Here is a 3,469-nt window from a genome sequence, read left to right as displayed (position 1 = left end):
AGGTCGGGCTCTTAGCCGAGGCAGGATCATGCCGCCTTTGCCGCAGGCACGGCGGCTTGGCGACCAAGCGTCCGGTACACGGTTGGCCGTGATATCGAGAACACCTCGGCGAGATCGCTGATCGAGTAGTCGTCGGTGTCGTACATGCGGCGCAACTCTTTCTGCTGACGTTCCGACAGCTTCGGCTTTTTGCCGCGCAGCTTCCCCTTTGAGCGGGCGACCGCCATGCCTTCGCGGGTTCGCATCCGGATCAGGTCGGCTTCGAACTCGGCGAACGTGGCAAGGATATTGAAGAATAGCTTGCCCATCGGGTCGGACGGATCGTGGACACTTGCCCCAAGCTGTAGCTTGACGCCCCGCACGGCAAGCTCGTCACCGATCGCCCTCGCATCGGGCACCGACCGGGCAAGACGATCGAGCTTTGGCACCACCAGCGTGTCGCCGCTTCGTACCGCCGCGAGCGCCTGATCTAGACCGGGGCGGGTCCGGTTCGTGCCCGTGAACCCCTTGTCGGTGTAGATACGATCGGCCGCGACGCCGAGCCTGACCAGCGCGTCCTGCTGGGCGGCAAGGTCCTGTTTATCGGTGGAGCAGCGGGCGTAACCGATCAGCGTGTGCGTCATGATCGATTGTGTAACGTAAAGGGGTCCCTCAACGCAAAAGATATAGTACCATCTATGTGAGACTCGGCTTTTGGCGGTTTCCCGTGCCTCGACAGGTCAGCGAGCGACCGTCCGCTGAACGATCCTCTTTCGGACGGGGCAGATCACCATGACCGATGATCGAAAGCCGGAACCGGGAAGCGCCGAATTCGCGAAACGCATGGCTGTGCTTCGCCGGCATCTCCATGATGCGGTGCCGCTGGGTGAGGCCGCGACGGACGCGGGCATATCGATCCGCACTGCTCGCCGCTGGCTCACCCGCTACCGTGCCGATGGTCCGGCAGGATTGGCACGTCCGACCCGACCAGAGGCCGGCAAGCGCACCTTCCCGAAAGAACTGGTCGATCTAGTCGAGGGCATGGCGCTGCTCAAACCCCCGCCATCGATCGTGACCATCCATCGTCGTCTCGCGGCTATCGTCGGCGAACGGAAATGGCGAATGCCGTCCTATGGCAGCGTGCGGGATATCGTGCGTCGGATCGACCCGGCGATGCTGACCTTGGCTCATGAAGGTGCTGCCGCCTTTCGCGACAAGTTCGAACTAGTGCATCGGCACCGCGCCGAACGCCCCAATGCAATCTGGCAAGCCGATCACACCCAGCTTGATATCCTGATCCTCGATGCAGGCGGTCGTCCGGTGCGGCCGTGGCTGACGACGGTGCTGGACGATCACTCGCGCGTGATCGCGGGCTATATGGTTTTCCTCGGCGCGCCCTCCGCGCTCAACACCTCGCTCGCGCTGCGACAGGCGATCTGGCGCAAGGCCGATCCGGCATGGCCGGTGTGCGGCATTCCCGATGTGCTGTACGTCGATCACGGATCGGACTTCACCAGCCTCCACCTCGAACAGGCTGCGGCCGATTTGCGTATCCGCTTGATCTATTCCGCCGTCGCGCGCCCACAGGGGCGCGGCAAGATCGAGCGGCTGTTCCGCACCATCAATACGGAGCTACTGGCAGAACTGCCGGGCAATCTTCGCAACGGCAAAACCGTTTCACCGCCCCGCCTGACGCTCCCCGAACTGGACGCCGCGATCGGCGCTTACATCCTGGCAACCTATAACGTCCGTCCGCACCGCGCGATCGGCGTGCCTCCCGTCGATGCGTGGCGCGGCGATGGCTGGCTGTCCCGGATGCCGGAAACACTGGAGGAGCTGGACTCGCTGCTGGTCATGGTCGCCAAGCCGCGCATCGTCCACCGTGACGGCATCCGTTTCGAGGGGCTGCGTTACTTCAACCCCACGCTTGCCGCCTATGTCGGTGAGCCGGTGACGATTCGCTACGATCCCCGCGATGTTGGCGAGGTTCGGGTATTCCATCGCAACGTCTTTCTGTGCCGGGCAGTCAGCCCCGACCATGCCGGCCTGACCATCACCCTCAAGGATGTTCAAGCCGCGCGCCTCGCCTATCGCCGTCGCCTGCGAAGCGAAATCGGAGAGCGGAAGGCCCGCGTTGCGGACTATCTGCCCGCGATCCTGCGCCCGCCCGGTTCAAGCCCCGCGCAGGCACCAACGCCGAAACCCAGACCTACCAAGCCCCCCGAGCCGATACGCAGCAAGCCGCGTCTCCGCACCTATTACGAGGGCGAGTGATGGCAGACGGCAGCGCCCGCGCCACCAGCTTCATTTCGACGCAGGAGCATCGCCGCTTCACCGAGTTTGCCAATGCCGTCCGCAAGCACCGCTACATCGGCCTATGTCACGGCACCGCCGGCGTCGGCAAAACCCTATCTGCGCGCCGCTACGCGCGCTGGACGGCGCAGTCGATCTGCTCATGACCTGGGGTCCGCGTCAGCCGTCCGACCTCAAGATATATGCCGACCTCGCCCGTGCGCGTGCCGTGTTCTATACGCCGACAGTCGGCAGCACGCTGCGCGAGCTTCGTCAGGACCTGCCGCGCCTCATCGATCGGGCTGATATCTGCATTGATGAGCATGTTAGGCCTAAAGGCCAGACCATCGTTTCGCCCCGTAAGCATCATGTCGAATTGCTGATCGTAGATGAGGCCGACCGCCTTTCCAACACGGGGCTGGAATATCTACGCGACCTGTTCGACCGGCAGGGCATCGGCCTGATCCTGATCGGCATGCCGGGTATCGAGAAACGTCTAGAGCGATACGCCCAGCTTTTCAGCCGTGTTGGCTTCGCCCACCAGTACCGACCTTTGCAGGATCAGGAACTGACCTTTGTCCTCACCCGGCGCTGGCGCGACCTCGGGTTAGCAATGGACGACGCGGATTTCACCGACGCGCAGGCGGTCGCTACTATCGTTCGGATCACGGGCGGCAACTTCCGTCTGCTCCACCGCCTGTTCGTTCAAATCGAGCGCATCCTGAGGATAAATGGCCTGAACGCGATCACCGACGACGTGGTGGAAGCGGCTCGCAGTACCCTTGTGATCGGTGTCACTTAGCGCTGACAAAGCTGTGCCAATTAGCGCTGACATCTACATCCTTTTGGGAACGCCCCGGCCTTCTCGATCGCCGTTCCCAATCAGGAAGGCCCGACCGGTGCCGTAGCACCACTCGGCATTTGGTTCAGGCGGAGCGTGCGATCACGCCGCGCAGCAAGCTTTCGAGGTCGCGCTCGCCGTCGCGCGTTTGCGCACCCGCCTTAAGCTGGTTCGCCATGAGCTGGCCGACCGCCGGCTGGAAAACAAGTGCCATCCAGCCTTCGCTTTCGCGCGTGAAGCCGTCGCCGGGAGCGGCATGCGGCACGGCGCGCTTCGCGGCAGTGATGATGCCATCTGGCAGCGCCCCGATGTTGGCGGCGATGCGGCTGACGAAGCCGTCCAGTTCGTCGGCCGGCA

Annotated in this window: 4 protein-coding genes and 1 pseudogene; 3 read left to right on the top strand and 2 right to left on the bottom strand. The window is 63.5% G+C overall.

Annotation, left to right across the window (positions count from 1 at the left end):
* Positions 1 to 26: 26 nt before the first annotated feature.
* Positions 27 to 623, bottom strand: coding sequence for a recombinase family protein (locus RH90_RS19815; protein WP_010188411.1), 597 nt, complete (start codon positions 621 to 623; stop codon positions 27 to 29).
* Between the two features lie 148 nt (positions 624 to 771).
* Between RH90_RS19815 and RH90_RS19810 the strand changes: the two genes are divergently transcribed.
* From RH90_RS19810 to RH90_RS19805, 3 genes are read left to right on the top strand one after another with little or no spacing between them, the layout of a single operon-like run.
* Positions 772 to 2,253 (top strand): Mu transposase C-terminal domain-containing protein, encoded by a 1,482-nt coding sequence (locus RH90_RS19810; protein WP_010188408.1) that lies wholly within the window; start codon positions 772 to 774, stop codon positions 2,251 to 2,253.
* Positions 2,253 to 2,438, top strand: a complete 186-nt coding sequence (locus tag RH90_RS24095; RefSeq protein WP_198283478.1) for an AAA family ATPase — start codon at positions 2,253 to 2,255, stop codon at positions 2,436 to 2,438. The genes RH90_RS19810 and RH90_RS24095 overlap by 1 nt, the downstream gene beginning before the upstream one ends.
* Positions 2,435 to 3,073: an AAA family ATPase gene (locus tag RH90_RS19805; RefSeq protein ID WP_198283477.1), complete on the top strand. Its 639-nt coding sequence runs from the start codon at positions 2,435 to 2,437 to the stop codon at positions 3,071 to 3,073. The genes RH90_RS24095 and RH90_RS19805 overlap by 4 nt, the downstream gene beginning before the upstream one ends.
* A 124-nt stretch (positions 3,074 to 3,197) precedes the next feature.
* On the opposite strand, the pseudogene RH90_RS19800 reads toward RH90_RS19805, so the two are convergent.
* Positions 3,198 to 3,469: pseudogene (locus RH90_RS19800) on the bottom strand (enoyl-CoA hydratase/isomerase family protein); the annotation flags it as partial.

The organism is Sphingomonas sp. PAMC 26605, from assembly GCF_000241485.1.
Classification (GTDB): Bacteria; Pseudomonadota; Alphaproteobacteria; order Sphingomonadales; family Sphingomonadaceae; genus Sphingomonas.
The sequence above is the reverse complement of the archived record's forward strand: the minus strand, read 5'-3'. Positions and strand labels throughout refer to the sequence as shown.

Bases quoted from the DNA above. Each gene is read 5' to 3' on its own strand.
- RH90_RS19805 (WP_198283477.1), top strand. From the start codon at position 2,435: ATGACCTGGGGTCCGCGTCAGCCGTCCGACCTCAAGATATATGCCGAC.
- RH90_RS24095 (WP_198283478.1), top strand. From the start codon at position 2,253: ATGGCAGACGGCAGCGCCCGCGCCACCAGCTTCATTTCGACGCAGGAG.
- RH90_RS19815 (WP_010188411.1), bottom strand. From the start codon at position 623: ATGACGCACACGCTGATCGGTTACGCCCGCTGCTCCACCGATAAACAG.
- RH90_RS19810 (WP_010188408.1), top strand. From the start codon at position 772: ATGACCGATGATCGAAAGCCGGAACCGGGAAGCGCCGAATTCGCGAAA.